Raw genomic sequence first — 14,539 nt, 5'->3', positions numbered from 1 at the left:
GAATTATCATTCGACGCGAACCCTGTAGGAGCCAGCTTGCTGGCGAAAGAGCGCAAAGCGCTCTCAAAAAGCCGAGTTGTAGGCAAACAACGCCGGCGCCCCACCGGTGTGCAGGAAAATGATCGGCCCCTCATCAAAACGCTGACGCCCAATCCCGTCCAACAACCCCGCCATCGCCTTGCCGGTATACACCGGGTCCAGCAACAAGCCTTCCTGGCTCGCGACCAGTTTTACCGCCGACAACGTCCCGGCATTCGGCTCGCCATAGCGCGGGCCGAAATATTCGTCCCACAACTCGACTTTGAAGCTCGCTGGCAGGCTGACGCCCAACAGCGCTGCGGTGCGCTCGGCGAGGCCTTGAACCTTCGGCCGCTGATCTTCTTCGCTGCGCGAAACCGTCACGCCAATCACTGGCAAATCCGGCAGTGCTTCGCTCAACGCGAGCGCCAGGCCGCTGTGGGTCCCGGCGCTGCCCGAGGCCAGTACCACGGCGGCGAAGGTCAGGCCGGTGTCCTTGATCTGTTCGGCCAGTTCCAGCCCGGCGCGCACATAACCCAGAGCGCCCAACGCATTGGAGCCACCAATCGGCACCAGATACGGCTTTTTGCCGTTGCTGCGCAGGCGTGCGGCCAATGCTTCCAGTTGCTCGTCAGCGTTGTCGAGGTTGTCCACCAACTCGACCTTGGCATCGAACAGGTCAAGCAGCAGCCGATTGCCGTTGCCGACATAGTTGGCGTCTTCGGTGCCCAAAGGATTTTCCAGCAACGCTACGCATCCCAGGCCCAGTTTGGCGGCGAGGGCGGCGGTCTGGCGTACGTGGTTGGATTGCAGCGCGCCGGCGGTGATCAGTGTGTCCGCGCCTTGGGCCAGCGCATCGGCCCCCAGGTATTCGAGTTTGCGCAGCTTGTTGCCGCCCATCGCCAGCGGCGTCAGGTCATCGCGTTTGACGTACACGTCGCGGCCCAGCCAGGCTGACAGGCGTTCGAGTTTTTCCAGAGGGGTCGGGTGGCCGAGCAGATCGAGGCGGTCAAAACGGGCGAGCTGTTGTTTGATCATGGGTCCGTACTGGCGGTGGGAGATGTCAGGACTATAGGCACGCCTATATGCATGGGCAACCGGCAAGATTACTTATAGCCAAAAGTGCTGAGCACAGCACAATCGGTTCTTAATTCGGTTTCCAGACCTTGCCGTAAAGTAATCGCCGTCAGTGCGGCCAGACAGTCCGGCCGCCCGTGTGGAGTTTTTACCGTGAGCGAGCGTTCCAGCCATTGGCAATTGCAGACCATCGTCAGCCAACTGCGCACGGCGCGCGACGAGTGGCGTGCACAAAACGGCCGCGCCAGCGGCGAGCAGGGTGGCCGCGAGTTGCCTTCCCGAGCGGCCATGGCGGAGATTCTTGAAGCGTTGTGCGGGGCGTTGTTTCCGATGCGACTGGGGCCGGTGGACCTGCGCGAAGAGAGTGAAGATTTCTACGTCGGTCACACGCTGGACGTTGCGTTGAATGCGTTGCTGGGGCAGGCACGGCTCGAACTGCGTTACGCCGCCCGCCACAGTGCCTCGGCCGACACTGAAGTCGAAGCCAAAACGATCCAGATCATCCAGGACTTCGCACTCGCCCTGCCGGGCCTGCGCAGCCTGTTGGACACCGATGTGCTGGCGGCTTATCACGGTGACCCGGCGGCCCGCAGCGTCGATGAAGTGCTGCTGTGCTATCCGGGGATTCTGGCGGTGATTCACCATCGCCTCGCCCACCATTTGTACCGTGCCGGGCTGCCGCTGCTGGCACGGATCAGTGCAGAAATCGCGCACTCGGCGACCGGTATCGACATTCACCCGGGCGCGCAGATCGGCCGCAGCTTCTTCATCGATCACGGGACGGGCGTGGTGATCGGCGAGACCGCGATCATCGGCGAGCGTGTGCGGATTTATCAGGCCGTGACACTGGGCGCCAAACGCTTCCCGTCGGATGAGGATGGTCAGCTGCAGAAGGGCCATCCGCGGCATCCGATTGTTGAAGACGATGTGGTGATTTATGCCGGCGCGACCATTCTGGGGCGGATCACCATCGGCAAGGGCTCGACCATTGGCGGCAACGTCTGGCTGACCCGCAGCGTGCCGGCAGGGGCCAACCTGACGCAGGCGAATTTGCAGCATGATGATGGGACGCAGAAGTAACCCCCGAAAGCTTTAGCGGCCTTTCTGACGCCTTCGCGGGCAAGTCGAATCGTCGCACCGCTCGCTCCTACAGGTTTTGTGTCGAACAATAGATCTATGAACGACACAAAACCTGTAGGAGCGAGGCTTGCCCGCGAATGGTTTCAAGACAAACCAAGACAATGGCATCCACCCAATTCCCCACTGAACAAATCCCCCAAACCCCGCGTCATACCCATCCTTGAGCTAGCGTACGAACAGTACCGCCGAGCCCTGCGATTAGTCCTTAGCCCCCTATCCATGTTTAACTTGAACGCTCATTCAAGTTAAACCGTCGGTTTGCTGCCCGCTCACAACAGGAGGCTTGCCCTTGCCGAGTCCGTTATTGATTGCCCGGTTTCACCCCCTCGAGGTGCACCTTTCATGAGTGCATCGTCCACCCCCGCCAGCGGCCAGATCCGCATGAATCCGCCGGTGTTTTACTTCGCGGCGACGTTTATTTTTCTGTTCGGCATCGTCGTTATCGCCATGCCTGAACAAGCCGGCGCCTGGCTGTTGCAAGCGCAAAACTGGGCGGCCAATACGGTCGGCTGGTATTACATGCTCGCGATGACGCTGTATCTGGTCTTCGTGGTGGTCACCGCCTTGTCCGGCTACGGCAAGATCAAGCTCGGTGCCGACCACGACGAGCCCGAATTCAGCTACCTGTCCTGGGCCGGCATGCTGTTCGCCGCCGGGATCAGCATCACGCTGTTCTTCTTTTGCGTGTCCGAACCACTGACCCACCTGTTGCAACCGCCGCAAGGCGAGGCCGGCACAGCGGACGCGGCGCGCCAGGCGATGCAGATTCTGTTTCTGCACTGGGGCCTGCACGGCTGGGGCGTGTTTGCCTTCGTCGGCATGGCGCTGGCCTACTTCGCGTACCGCCATAACCTGCCGCTGGCCTTGCGTTCGGCGCTGTACCCGCTGATCGGCAAACGCATCAACGGCCCGATCGGTTATGCGGTGGATGGCTTCGGCATCATCGCCACGGTGTTCGGCCTCGGTGCCGACATGGGCTTCGGCGTGTTGCACCTCAACTCGGGTCTGGATTACCTGTTCGGCATCGCTCACACCCAGTGGATTCAGGTCGGCCTGATCACGCTGATGATGGGCGCGGCGATCATCGTCGCGGTGGCCGGCGTCGATAAAGGCGTGCGGGTAATGTCCGACATCAACATGCTGCTGGCCTGTGCGCTGCTGCTGTTCGTGTTGTTCGCCGGCCCTACGCAGCACCTGCTCAATACCCTGATCCAGAACCTCGGCGACTACCTCGGCGCCTTGCCGATGAAAAGTTTCGACCTCTACGCCTACGACAAACCCAGCGACTGGCTGGGCGGCTGGACGGTGTTTTATTGGGCGTGGTGGATCGCGTGGTCGCCGTTCGTGGGCCTGTTCATCGCGCGGATTTCCCGTGGCCGCACCATCCGCGAATTCGTCTTCGGCGTGCTGTTGATCCCGCTCGGTTTCACCCTGGCGTGGATGTCGATTTTCGGCAACAGCGCCATCGACCAGGTGCTTAACCACGGCATGAGCGTGCTCGGCATGTCGGCCATCGACAACCCATCGATGACCCTCTACTTGCTGCTGGAAACCTACCCGTGGAGCAAAACCGTCATCGCGGTCACGGTGTTCATCAGCTTCGTGTTCTTCGTCACCTCGGCCGACTCCGGCACCGTGGTGCTGTCGACACTCTCGGCCAAGGGCGGCAACCCGGATGAAGACGGGCCGAAATGGCTGCGGGTGTTCTGGGGCGCGATGACCGCGCTGGTCACCAGTGCGCTGCTGTTTTCGGGCAGCATCGATGCGCTGAAGTCAGCGGTGGTGCTGACTTCGTTGCCGTTCTCGATGATCTTGCTGCTGATGATGTGGGGCCTGCACAAGGCGTTCTATCTGGAGTCGCAGAAGCAGATTGCGCAGCTACATTCCCTGGCGCCGGTGTCCGGATCGCGGCGCGGCGGTTGGCGTCAGCGTCTGAGCCAGGCGGTGCATTTCCCGTCGCGGGATGAGGTCTATCGCTTCCTCGACACGACAGTGCGCCCGGCGATTGAAGAAGTGACGGCGGTGTTCGTCGAGAAGGGCTTGAACGTGGTCACTCAACCCGATCCGGCAAACGACAGCGTCAGCCTGGAAATCGGCCACGGTGAGGAGCATCCGTTCATCTATCAGGTGCAGATGCGTGGCTACTTCACGCCGTCATTCGCCCGTGGCGGCATGGGTTCCAAGGAGCTTAACAATCGTCGTTATTATCGGGCCGAAGTGCACCTGAGCGAGGGCAGCCAGGACTACGATCTGGTGGGTTACACCAAGGACCAGGTCATCAACGACATCCTCGATCAGTACGAGCGGCACCTGCAGTTTTTGCATCTGGTGCGTTGAGCTCAGGCCTCGCTGCTCATCACCATGAACAACACCAGCGCCGCCACCGGGATGCTGAACACGATGCTGCCGACCACCAGCTCCGTGGTCACGGACTGGCCGGCGGTGACCACGCCGATGGCGCCGTTGATCATCGTCAGGGCCAGCCACAGCACGATGAAGCTGTAGGTCAGCGTCTGGCGGCTGAAGCCGATGTTCTCGCCGATGAACAGCATCAGCGCCAGGAGGACCAGGCCGAAGGTGATGATGATCGTGGTGTGCATGATGCGTTCCTCCCTTCAGAAGTGTGTTGCGGTTGAGGCCGCCTTCGCGGGCAAGTCGAATCGTCGCACCGCTCGCTCCTACAGGAGCCACACAAATCTGTAGGAGCGAGGCTTGCCCGCGAAGGCGTCAATCCTGCCTACATAGCAGCTTAAACCAACCCGCCATTCGCCCGCAGAATCTGTCCATTGACCCACGCCGAATCAGGGCCGACGAGAAAGGACACAACGCGCGAGATGTCTTCCGGTTGCCCCAGGCGTTCCAGCGGCGCCATCTTCGCGAAGTTCTGGATCTGCTCCTCGCTCTTGCCGTGAAGGAACAAATCGGTCGCCACCGGGCCAGGCGCAACGGCGTTGACGGTGATGTTGCGACCGCGCATTTCCTTGGCGAACACCTGAGTCAGGGACTCAACCGCGGCTTTGCTGGCGATGTACACGGCGTAACCCGGAAGGTTCATGCCGACGGTGCTGCTGGAGAAGTTGATGATCCGGCCGCCACTGTTCAAACGGGTCGCCGCTTCACGCAACGTATTGAAAGTGCCGCGAGCGTGAATGTTGAAGTTCTGATCGAACAGTTCGTCCGTGTGCTGCGCCAGCGGCATCACTTTGAGGATGCCGGCGTTGTTGATCAGCACATCGACTTTGCCCAGTTGCGTTTCGGTTTCGTCGAACATCCGGCGTACGTCTTCGGCATTGGCCACGTCAGCCTTGATCGCTATGGCTTGATGGCCGGCCTGACGCAGTTCAACGACCAACTTTGAGGCTTCGGTGGCGCTGCTGGCGTAGTTGATGGCGACGGCGAAACCTTCGCTGGCCAGTTGTTTGGCGATCACGGCACCGATGCCGCGGGAGGCGCCGGTCACGATGGCAACTTTCGAAGTTTGAGTAGTCATGGCGGTGAATCCTTTGAAGGTGTCTGTTGGGGTGAAGCCAGACTCACATGTTTACTCAGGCTGATAAATGCACGAGAGTTGCCTTGACTGTTCAATAATCGCCAACAATCGAAGGTCGGGAACGCCATGGATCAAGTCAAAGCGATGAAGGTGTTCGTGAGGATCTACGAGCGCAGCAGCTTCACCCTGGCCGCCGAAGACCTGAACCTGCCACGGGCAACCCTGACCCACACGCTGAACCAGTTCGAAGCCTGGCTCGGTACGCGTTTACTGGAGCGCAGTACGCGTAAGGTGCGTCCTACGCTGGATGGCGAGGCGTACTACTTGCGTTGTGTGCAATTGCTGGCGGAACTGGAAGAAGCTGAACTGGCTTTTCGCAGCGTCGCGCCGAAGGGGCGATTGCGGGTGGATTTGCACGGCACGCTGGCCAAGAGTTTTGTCATCCCCGCCTTGCCGCAATTCATGGAGCGCTATCCGGACATCGAACTGTCCATCAGCGAGGCCGACCGCTTTGTCGACCTGATCGCCGAAGGCGTCGACTGTGTGCTGCGTGCCGGCACGCTGGGTGATTCGGCATTGATCGGCAAACGCGTTGCCAACCTGCGCCAGATCACCTGCGCCAGCCCGGCTTACCTGCGCAAATACGGCGAGCCGAAAACCCTCGAGGACCTCAAACATCACCGCGCTGTGAACTACGTCTCGCGCACCACGGCGAAGTTGTTCCCGTTCGAATTCATGGTCGAAGGCGAGCTGAAGGAAGTGTCCATCGATGGCGCGATCTCGGTGTTCGGCGCGGAAATCTATGCGGCGTCGGCCATCGCCGGACTGGGCTTGATCCAGTGCCCGCATTACCGAATGGAAACGCAGATCGCCCAAGGTTTGGTGCAGGAAGTCCTGCTCGACACACCGCCGCCACCGATGCCGGTTTCAGTGTTGTATCCGCACAACCGACACATGTCGCCACGGGTTCGGGTGTTTGTGGATTGGTTAGGGGAGGTGTTTGCGGGGGCCATTTGAAGTAATCAAAGATCAAAAAATCGCAGCCTTCGGCCGCTCCTGCATAGGAATGCGATCACTGTAGGAGCGACTGAAGGCCGCGATCTTTGCAGGATGTGTACGGTGTGAATATGTGTCGGTTTTCTGCTTTACAGTTCAGGTCCTTTCCACAGAGGACTCACCGAAATGAAATTCCCGGTCGTTCTGCACAAGGGTGCCGACTCAGAATACGGAGTGATAATCCCGGACGTGCCGGGTTGTTTCTCTGCGGGCGCTACAGTGGCGCAGGCATTCGAAAACGTGAAGGAGGCGTTGCCCTTGCACTATGAGGGGTTGGTCGCCGATGGTGATCCACTGCCGCAAGTGCACGAGATAGACGCTCATATTGATAACCCTGATTACGCCGGCGGTGTGTGGGGTGTGGTTGACTTCGATGTCACGCCTTACTTTGGCAAGTCAGTACGCTTCAACGCCACTCTGCCTGAGCAGTTGCTTGAGCGTATCGATCAAACGGTCAGGCGAGATCAGCGATACAGCTCAAGATCCGGCTTTTTGGCGGCGGCCGCACTGCGTGAGCTATCGGCATAAACGCCGAGCGATTTTGCTCGTCCGGCAGGTTGAATCGAAAATATGTGAAACGTTTCAGCATTTCCTCAAGTCCGAGGTTTATCGACGTTTGTCTGGGCGTATGCTGGGCAACTTGCGAAGCAGTCGATACCAACTTCAAGACAGACAAGAGAGGATTCGATGACCTACACCGCTGCCGAAAACCGCTACGACTCCATCCCTTACCGCCGCGTCGGTCGCAGCGGTCTGGTGTTGCCGGCGTTGTCCCTGGGCCTGTGGCACAACTTCGGTGACAGCACGCCAATCGACACCCAGCGCTCGTTGCTGCGCACGGCGTTCGATCTGGGGATCAACCACTTCGACCTCGCCAATAACTATGGCCCGCCGTACGGCAGCGCCGAGACCAACTTCGGTCGTTTGCTGCGTGAAGACTTCAAGCAGTATCGCGATGAGCTGATCATCTCGAGCAAGGCGGGTTGGGACATGTGGCCCGGTCCTTACGGGCAGGGCGGTGGTTCGCGCAAATACGTGCTGGCCAGCCTTGATCAGAGCCTGCAGCGTCTGGGCCTGGATTACGTGGATATTTTCTACTCCCACCGTTTCGACCCGGACACGCCGCTGGAAGAAACCGCCAGCGCGCTGGCCACGGCGGTGCAGCAGGGCAAGGCGCTGTACATCGGCATCTCGTCGTATTCCGGGGTGAAAACCCGTGAGATGGCGGCGCTGTTGCAAGAGTGGAAAGTGCCGTTGCTGATTCACCAGCCGGCGTACAACCTGCTCAATCGCTGGGTGGAAAAGGATCTGCTGGATGTCACCGACGAACTCGGCACCGGCGTGATTGCGTTCACGCCGTTGGCGCAGGGCCTGTTGACCGACAAATACCTCAACGGCATTCCGAAGGATGCGCGGGTCAATCGTCCGGGCGGTGGTTCGTTGCAGTCCTCGCACTTGTCTGAGGCCAACATCGCCCATGTGCGTGGGCTCAATGAGATTGCCAAGCGTCGCGGCCAGAGCCTGGCGCAACTGGCGTTGGCCTGGGCGCTGCGCGACCCTCGGGTGACGTCGGCGCTGATCGGCGCGAGCCGGCCGGAGCAGATTATCGAGAACGTCGGGGCGTTGAAGAATCTGAGCTTCAGCGCGGAAGAGTTGGCGGAGATTGACCGGTTTGCCCAAGAGGGCGGGATCAATCTTTGGGAGAAGCCTTCGACGGCGGAGTAAGCGTTCGCGCCGGTTTATCTGGCGCCTGCTATATCGCCTTCGCGAGCAAGCCCGCTCCCACATTGAGCGCGGTCTAATGTGGGAGCGGGCTTGCTCGCGAAGAGGTCGTCAATGTCAATAAAGAACTCCGGGGCTCACCGGAAAAACGGCACATCCCCCAACACCGTCGCCCGCTGCATCACCCGCCGTGCCGGCCGGTAATCATCCACCGCGTAATGCTGCGTCACGCGGTTGTCCCAGAACGCGATGTCGTCCTGCTGCCAGCGCCAGCGAATGGTGAATTCCGGTCGCGTGGAATGGGCGAACAGAAACTTCAGAATCACCTCGCTCTCGGTTTCCGACAGCTCATTGATCTTCGACGTAAACCCTTCATTGACGAACAACGAACGGCGCCCGCTCACCGGATGCGTGCGAATGACCGGGTGCGACAGCGGTGGATTCTTGCGGCGAGCCTCTTCCCACTGAGCCAATGCGTCAGGCGTGTTGCCATAGCGCTCCAGCGGAAACGAACGGGTGAAATCGTGCGTCGCCGTCAGCCCTTCCAGCAGACTTTTCATCGGCGCGGACAGCGCCTCATAGGCTGCAATGCCGCTGGCCCACAACGTGTCGCCGCCAAACTCCGGCAACAGTTTTGCGCTGAGCACCGCGCCCATCGCCGGGGTCGGCAGGAAGGTCACGTCGGTGTGCCAGATCGCGTTGTCGCGCACGTCGGTGACGGCGGTGTCGAGGATCAGCACTTCCGGTTGTTCCGGCACATTCGGGTAGATCGGGTGAATGTGCAGGTCGCCGAAGTTGGCGGCGAAACGCGCCTGTTGCTGCGGCGTGATCGGCTGGTCGCGGAAGAACAAAACCTGATGCTTGAGCAGTGCCTGTTCGATGGCATCGCGCTGTTCCAGGTTCAGTGGCTGACTGATGTCGATGCCGCTGATTTGCGCGCCGAGCGCGGAGCTGAGGGGGACGATTGTCAGGTTGCTCATGGTGGTTCTCTTCAATCCGGGGTGCCGATCTGTCGGCATGGTCAATGACAAGTCTTTAGTGAGCCTGGCCGTGCCACGGCACCAGTTTGCGTTGCAGCGCACGCAAGCCCATCTCCATGGCGAAGGCGATCAGCGCAATCACCAGAATCCCCAGCACCACCACATCGGTGACCAGGAACTGTGCGGCCGACTGCACCATGAAGCCCAGGCCGCTGGTGGCGGCGATCAGTTCGGCGGCGACCAGCGTTGACCAGCCCACGCCCAGACCGATGCGCACGCCCGTCAAAATGTCCGGCAAGGCACTCGGCAAAATCACATGGCGAATCAACTGCGCCCGGGTCGCGCCCAAAGACTGTGCTGCACGCAATTTGGCCGGGTCGACGGTGCGCACGCCAGTCGCGGTGGCGATGGCGATCGGGGCGAAAATCGCCAGGTAGATCAGCAGCACTTTCGACAACTCGCCAATGCCACACCAGATGACAATCAGCGGCAGATAGGCCAGCGGTGGAATTGGGCGGTAGAACTCGATCAGCGGATCGAGAATGCCGCGCGCAATACGGTTGTGACCGATGGCGATGCCGACCGGCACGGCGGTCAGCACGGCAAAACCAAGGCCCAGACCGATGCGGCTGAGGCTCGCGCCCAAGTGCTGCCACAACGTCGAATCCATGTAGCCGGTGGTCACCAGCAACCAGCCTTTTTGCAGCACGGCGGACGGTGGCGGCAGGAACAGTGGCTCGATCATTCCTGTGGCGGTAACGGCCCACCACAGGGCAACCAGCGCGACCAGGGTCAGCACGCTGATCCAGCGAGTACTGAGGCTGCGCCGAACAGGAATCACCGTCGAACCCGGTTTCACCGTCACGGCCGGAATTTCATAGCTGCTCATGCGCGCTCCTGCCGCGTGGCGGCGCTGCGTTGGGAGAACACTTTGGCGAGTACGTGCTCGCGGGTTTCGATAAAACGCGGGTCGGATTTGATCGCCCGTGCGGACTCGCCGGCGGCGTAACGCTGACCGAAATCCAGGCTCAGACGCTCGACGATTTGCCCGGGGTTTGGCGCCAGCAGAATCAGGTCTGTGGCGAGAAATACCGCTTCTTCAATATCGTGGGTAATCAGGAATACGGGTTTGGCGGTGCGCTGCCAGACTTGCAACAGCAGCTCCTGCATCTGTTCGCGGGTGAAGGCGTCGAGGGCGCCGAAAGGTTCGTCCATCAGCAAGACGCGAGGGTCGGCGGCGAGTGCACGGGCCAGGCCGACACGCTGCTTCTGGCCACCGGAAAGCTGCCAGATACGCCGATTCTCGAAACCGGACAGATCGACCAGTGCGAGCATTTCCCGAGCGCGGATTTCACGCTTGTCCCGGGAAACACCGGCCAGTTCCAGACCGAAACCGACGTTGGCCAGCACATCCTGCCAAGGCAGTAAGGCGTCGTCCTGGAACACCACGCCGCGCTCGGCGCTCGGGCCTTTGACCGGTACGCCATCGAGGGTGATGCGCCCGGCGCTGGGCTCGACGAAACCGGCAATCAGGTTCAACAGCGAAGTCTTGCCACTGCCGGACGGGCCGAGGGCGACCAGCAACTGCTGGGGCCCAAGGCTCAAGGAAATATCCGCCAATACCGGTTCCGGGCTACCGGGGTACTGTGCGCTGATGCGCTCCAGCTGTAGCAAGGCCATCGCAATTAACTCCCGATCAGTTGGTGATGAACTTGGCGCTGACGTACGGCGCGTAGTCCGGCAGCACGGCTTCGACCTTGCCTTGTTCTTTCAGGAACACGGCGGTGTCGGTGATGGCTTTGGTGGTCGGCGCGCCGAGGGTGATCACCTGATCAGCCGCCAGCGGGTAGACGTTGCCTTGCAGCAGCAGCGGAATGTCGCTGGCCTTGGCACCGGACAGCTTCACCAGCTTGTCGACGTTGGATTGATTGGCGAGCCAGGCTTTAGGGTCTTTGCGGTAATCGGCGTAGGCGTCGAGGGTGACTTTGGCGAACGCGGTGACGATTTCCGGGTGCTTCTCGGCGAAGTCTTTACGCACGATCCAGGCATCGAACGTTGGTGCGCCGAACTTGGCCAGTTCACCAGAGGTGATCAGCACTTTGCCGTTTTCCTTGGCCACACCGAGCGCTGGGTCCCAGACGTAGGTGGCGTCGATGTCACCGCGTTTCCATGCGGCGATGATTGCTGGCGGGGCGAGGTTGAGCACGGTGACTTTCGAAGGGTCGATGTTCCAGTGTTTCAACGCGGCGAGCAGGCTGTAGTGGCCGGTCGAAACGAACGGCACGGCGATTTTCTTGCCGATCAGGTCCTGAGGAGTCTTGATCCCGGAGCCGTCGCGGGCAACCAGGGCTTCAGCGGCACCGATCTGGGTGGCGATGAGGAAGGTTTCAACCGGGACTTTGCGGGTGATTGCAGCCGTCAGAGGGCTGGAACCGAGGTAGCCGATCTGCACGTCGCCGGAAGCGATGGCAGCGATGATGTCGGCACCGTTGTCGAATTTGCGCCAGTCGATCTTGGCGTTGGTGGCTTTCTCGTACGCGCCGTCGGCCTGGGCGACTTTCGCCGGGTCCACGGTGGTCTGGTAGGCGACAGTCACGTCAGCCGCCTGGGCAAAGAAACTCGCCGCAGCCAAAGACGCGGCCGCCAGGAGGCGAAGAGGGAAATGCAGTTTCATTGGGAAGCTCCTTGTCAGGCGACCGAGAGTCGGCGTGAAAAGGAGACTAAATGATATAAGAATCCGAAAATAAATAACTTTTTCGAATGAGCTTATGAGCGGAATATTCTAAGTGCCATTGTCGCGCAGCTTCATTGTAGGAGCCGGCTTGCTGGCGATGAGGCCCTTAGCCTTGCGGTGAATTTCAGGCCGCCATCGCCAGCAAGCCGGCTCCTACAGGGTTTTGCGTTGGGCGCGCGATTTTTTGGCGATCCCAGATCTCTGTAGGAGCCAGCTTGCTGGCGATGAGGCCCTTAAGGCTTGCGGTGAATTTCAGGCCGCCATCGCCGGCAAGCCGGCTCCTACAGGGTTTTGCGTTGGGCGCGCGATTTTTTGGCGATCCCGCATCTGTGTAGGAGCCAGCTTGCTGGCGATGAGGCCCTTGAGCCTTGCGGTGAATTTCAGGCCGCTATCGCCAGCAAGCCGGCTCCTACAGGGTTTTGCGTTGGGCGCGCGATTTTTGGCGATCCCGAATCTGTGTAGGAGCCAGCTTGCTGGCGATGAGGCCCTTCAGCCTTGCGGTGAATTCTAGGCCGCCATCGCTGGCAAGCCAGCTCCTACAGGGTTATGTGTGAGGCACATGATTTTTGTAGGAGCCGGCTTGCTGGCGATCAAGGTCCGCAGGACCGCCAACGATCAGTTACTGATCGCCAGAATGCTCGCCTGATATGAGCCGACAAACACATCGAAATCGCCGACTTCGTTCTGCTCCAGCTCCACTTGCTCCGCCAGCGAGGAGCGCGCGCGCTCTTCAAACGTTGCCTGATCTTCGCTGCTCAACGGCTCGCTGCGGAAATATTCCGCATGGGCCTGGCTCTGACGCAGGGAGAACTGGCTGAAGCTTTCCTTGTGCTCGGCCATCGCTGCCAGCACCTGGGCCGATGGCGTCAGGGACGAATCCTTGACCTTGGCCAGTTGCGCGTCCAATGCCTTGCTGTGCGCATCGCCGCCATGGCTCTGATCCAGCAACGCCGCCAGTGGCGCAATCTTCTCCAGCAACTCGCCGGCCCATTCTTTCAGGTCAACCGGTTGACCGTCGCGTTGCAGTTGCAGGCCCGGACGGCGACCTTCCTTGACCACGCTGAGGAAGTTCGAAGTCGCGTTGCCGCACGAATTACTGGTCAACAGCGGGCTGTCGTTCAGCGCGCAGTACAGCAGGAACGCATCGAGGAACCGCGACTCGGTCAGGTCGATCCCCATCGGCAGGAACGGGTTGATGTCCAGGCAACGCACTTCGACGTACTGAATGCCACGGGCCACCAGCGCCTGGATCGGCCGCTCGCCGGTGTAGGTCACGCGTTTCGGGCGGATGTTGGAGTAGTACTCGTTTTCGATCTGCAGGATGTTGGTGTTGAGCTGAACCCACTCACCGTCCTGATGCGTGCCGATTTCGACATACGGCGCATAAGGTGTGGCCACCGCCTTGCGCAGGCTGTCGGTGTAGCTCGCCAAGTCGTTGTAGCACGGTGTCAGGCCGGCCTGGGCGTTGCTCTGGTAACCCAGATCGCTCATGCGCAGGCTGGTGGCGTAGGGCAGGTACAAGGTGTCCGGGTCCAGCTGTTCCAACTGATGCGAGCGACCGCGCAGGAAGCCGGCGTCCAGCGCTGGCGAAGCACCGAACAGGTACATCAGCAGCCAGCTGTAGCGGCGGAAATTACGGATCAGCGCGATGTAGGCCGACGACTGATAGTCGCGGTCAGTACCGACAAAGCCTTCCGCCTGCTTGAGCAGCGGCCAGAGCTTCTCCGGCAGGGAGAAGTTGTAGTGAATCCCGGCGATGCACTGCATGGTCTTGCCGTAGCGCAGGGCCAGGCCCTTGCGGTAGACATACTTGAGCTTGCCGATGTTGGAGGTGCCGTAATAGGCAATCGGAATATCTTCCTCGGCCGGCAACGGGCACGGCATCGATGGACTCCACAGGTACTCGTTGCCGAGCTTGCTGTAGGCAAAACGGTGAATCCTGTCCAGGCTCGCCAGGGTGTCGGCCGGGTCGGGCAGGGCGGGCGTGATGAACTCCAGCAGCGACTCGGAATAGTCGGTGGTGATTTGTTCGTTGGTCAGCGCGGAACCCAATTCTTCCGGGTGCGGCGTTTGCGCCAGGCGACCTTCGCCGGTCACGCGCAGGCATTCACGTTCGATGCCGTGAAGGCACTGTTCGAGCAGAGAGAGGTTAGCGCGCTCGCCGAGCAGAGCCAGGCGGCGGTTGAGAAGTTCGCTCAAGTTGGATTCCTTCACGCGTCAGTCGCCCCAATATGGGGGTGGGCAGGACGGTCTACAAGGGTGAAGTTGAAACTGGCGTTTTCGCCTGGTTTTTGAGCCGCGTACGGCTGCTAGCTGATCGCC

The 14,539-nt window shown here is 60.5% G+C and carries 13 protein-coding genes; 5 read left to right on the top strand and 8 right to left on the bottom strand.

Going from position 1 to position 14,539, the window contains the following annotated elements; genetic code table 11:
- Positions 1-63 precede the first annotated feature (63 nt).
- Entirely contained in the window at positions 64-1,056 is a 993-nt protein-coding gene (locus ACYZUC_RS19050) for a D-cysteine desulfhydrase (protein ID WP_461989663.1), read from the bottom strand.
- Positions 1,057-1,248: 192 nt separating this feature from the next.
- Between ACYZUC_RS19050 and epsC the strand changes: the two genes are divergently transcribed.
- Together epsC and betT are read left to right on the top strand one after the other, a co-directional pair.
- Positions 1,249-2,175, top strand: a complete 927-nt coding sequence (gene epsC, locus ACYZUC_RS19045; protein WP_461989662.1) for a serine O-acetyltransferase EpsC — start codon at positions 1,249-1,251, stop codon at positions 2,173-2,175.
- Between the two features lie 441 nt (positions 2,176-2,616).
- The gene (gene betT, locus ACYZUC_RS19040; RefSeq protein WP_461996733.1) at positions 2,617-4,572 is read left to right on the top strand and encodes a choline transporter BetT; all 1,956 of its coding nucleotides are present in this window, start codon (positions 2,617-2,619) and stop codon (positions 4,570-4,572) included.
- 2 nt (positions 4,573-4,574) lie between these two features.
- On the opposite strand, the gene ACYZUC_RS19035 is transcribed toward betT, so the two are convergent.
- Together ACYZUC_RS19035 and ACYZUC_RS19030 are read right to left on the bottom strand one after the other, a co-directional pair.
- On the bottom strand, positions 4,575-4,835 hold the full coding sequence (locus tag ACYZUC_RS19035) for a hypothetical protein (RefSeq protein ID WP_008032471.1): 261 nt from the start codon (positions 4,833-4,835) through the stop codon (positions 4,575-4,577).
- Positions 4,836-4,984: 149 nt separating this feature from the next.
- Positions 4,985-5,725 (bottom strand): SDR family oxidoreductase, encoded by a 741-nt coding sequence (locus tag ACYZUC_RS19030; RefSeq protein ID WP_461989661.1) that lies wholly within the window; start codon positions 5,723-5,725, stop codon positions 4,985-4,987.
- A 126-nt stretch (positions 5,726-5,851) separates the two neighbouring features.
- On the opposite strand from ACYZUC_RS19030, the gene ACYZUC_RS19025 reads away from it, so the two are divergent.
- The 3 genes from ACYZUC_RS19025 to mgrA all read left to right on the top strand — a co-directional run bounded on the left by ACYZUC_RS19025 (position 5,852) and on the right by mgrA (position 8,506).
- The gene (locus ACYZUC_RS19025; RefSeq protein ID WP_461989660.1) at positions 5,852-6,742 is read left to right on the top strand and encodes a LysR family transcriptional regulator; all 891 of its coding nucleotides are present in this window, start codon (positions 5,852-5,854) and stop codon (positions 6,740-6,742) included.
- A gap of 165 nt (positions 6,743-6,907) precedes the next feature.
- Positions 6,908-7,309 (top strand): type II toxin-antitoxin system HicB family antitoxin, encoded by a 402-nt coding sequence (locus ACYZUC_RS19020; protein ID WP_461989659.1) that lies wholly within the window; start codon positions 6,908-6,910, stop codon positions 7,307-7,309.
- 159 nt (positions 7,310-7,468) lie between these two features.
- Positions 7,469-8,506, top strand: a complete 1,038-nt coding sequence (mgrA, locus tag ACYZUC_RS19015; RefSeq protein WP_461989658.1) for an L-glyceraldehyde 3-phosphate reductase — start codon at positions 7,469-7,471, stop codon at positions 8,504-8,506.
- A gap of 134 nt (positions 8,507-8,640) precedes the next feature.
- Here mgrA and tauD read toward each other — a convergent pair whose 3' ends face one another.
- The 5 genes from tauD to gshA all read right to left on the bottom strand — a co-directional run bounded on the left by tauD (position 8,641) and on the right by gshA (position 14,416).
- Positions 8,641-9,483: a taurine dioxygenase gene (gene tauD, locus ACYZUC_RS19010; protein WP_461989657.1), complete on the bottom strand. Its 843-nt coding sequence runs from the start codon at positions 9,481-9,483 to the stop codon at positions 8,641-8,643.
- Positions 9,484-9,538: 55 nt separating this feature from the next.
- A complete protein-coding gene (tauC, locus tag ACYZUC_RS19005) occupies positions 9,539-10,372 on the bottom strand; it encodes a taurine ABC transporter permease TauC (RefSeq protein ID WP_008032267.1) in 834 nt (277 codons plus the stop codon).
- Positions 10,369-11,163: a taurine ABC transporter ATP-binding subunit gene (tauB, locus tag ACYZUC_RS19000; protein ID WP_008040159.1), complete on the bottom strand. Its 795-nt coding sequence runs from the start codon at positions 11,161-11,163 to the stop codon at positions 10,369-10,371. The genes tauC and tauB overlap by 4 nt, the downstream gene beginning before the upstream one ends.
- 16 nt (positions 11,164-11,179) lie before the next feature.
- Positions 11,180-12,157, bottom strand: coding sequence for a taurine ABC transporter substrate-binding protein (gene tauA, locus ACYZUC_RS18995; protein ID WP_008032265.1), 978 nt, complete (start codon positions 12,155-12,157; stop codon positions 11,180-11,182).
- Between the two features lie 675 nt (positions 12,158-12,832).
- On the bottom strand, positions 12,833-14,416 hold the full coding sequence (gene gshA, locus ACYZUC_RS18990; protein WP_461989656.1) for a glutamate--cysteine ligase: 1,584 nt from the start codon (positions 14,414-14,416) through the stop codon (positions 12,833-12,835).
- Between the last annotated feature and the right edge of the window lie 123 nt (positions 14,417-14,539).

This window comes from Pseudomonas sp. GT1P32 (assembly GCF_054897805.1).
This window is presented reverse-complemented; position numbering and strand designations above follow the sequence as displayed.

Coding starts and splice junctions, on each gene's coding strand:
- ACYZUC_RS19050 (WP_461989663.1), bottom strand. CDS start 1,056: ATGATCAAACAACAGCTCGCCCGTTTTGACCGCCTCGATCTGCTCGGC.
- betT (WP_461996733.1), top strand. CDS start 2,617: ATGAATCCGCCGGTGTTTTACTTCGCGGCGACGTTTATTTTTCTGTTC.
- ACYZUC_RS19035 (WP_008032471.1), bottom strand. CDS start 4,835: ATGCACACCACGATCATCATCACCTTCGGCCTGGTCCTCCTGGCGCTG.
- ACYZUC_RS19030 (WP_461989661.1), bottom strand. CDS start 5,725: ATGACTACTCAAACTTCGAAAGTTGCCATCGTGACCGGCGCCTCCCGC.
- ACYZUC_RS19025 (WP_461989660.1), top strand. CDS start 5,852: ATGGATCAAGTCAAAGCGATGAAGGTGTTCGTGAGGATCTACGAGCGC.
- ACYZUC_RS19020 (WP_461989659.1), top strand. CDS start 6,908: ATGAAATTCCCGGTCGTTCTGCACAAGGGTGCCGACTCAGAATACGGA.
- mgrA (WP_461989658.1), top strand. CDS start 7,469: ATGACCTACACCGCTGCCGAAAACCGCTACGACTCCATCCCTTACCGC.
- tauD (WP_461989657.1), bottom strand. CDS start 9,483: ATGAGCAACCTGACAATCGTCCCCCTCAGCTCCGCGCTCGGCGCGCAA.
- tauC (WP_008032267.1), bottom strand. CDS start 10,372: ATGAGCAGCTATGAAATTCCGGCCGTGACGGTGAAACCGGGTTCGACG.
- tauB (WP_008040159.1), bottom strand. CDS start 11,163: ATGGCCTTGCTACAGCTGGAGCGCATCAGCGCACAGTACCCCGGTAGC.
- tauA (WP_008032265.1), bottom strand. CDS start 12,157: ATGAAACTGCATTTCCCTCTTCGCCTCCTGGCGGCCGCGTCTTTGGCT.